Source organism: Shewanella sp. S1-49-MNA-CIBAN-0167, from assembly GCF_040310145.1.
Taxonomy (GTDB): domain Bacteria; phylum Pseudomonadota; class Gammaproteobacteria; order Enterobacterales; family Shewanellaceae; genus Shewanella; species Shewanella psychromarinicola.
The window spans coordinates 1-280 of sequence record NZ_JBEOPO010000218.1 but is presented as its reverse complement, the minus strand read 5'-3'; the positions used below and the strand labels follow the sequence as shown (position 1 = coordinate 280).

Annotated in this window: 1 protein-coding gene; it reads right to left on the bottom strand. The window is 52.9% G+C overall.

Annotated elements, in window-relative coordinates:
• Window positions 1-13: 13 nt before the first annotated feature.
• Window positions 14-280: peroxiredoxin (locus AAEZ00_RS21070; protein ID WP_351089834.1), on the bottom strand; the 267-nt coding region annotated here is incomplete at its 5' end.

Sequence of the window (280 nt, the reverse complement as noted above, 5' to 3'; positions counted from 1 at the left end):
GTTCAGGTATGAATCAAGCCTTATTCAAAGCCTGGGCCGCTGCCAAAACAGCATCCACATGCCCCGGCACTTTCACACCACGCCAGTCCTGACGCAGCACACCATCCTTGTCGATCAGAAAGGTGCTGCGATCAACACCCAGGTATTCCTTGCCATACAGCTTCTTCAGCTTGATCACATCAAACAGCTGGCACACCGCTTCATCCTTGTCGCTGATCAGCTCGAAGGGGAATTGCTGCTTGGCCTTGAAATTTTCATGGGACTTCACGCTGTCCCGGGA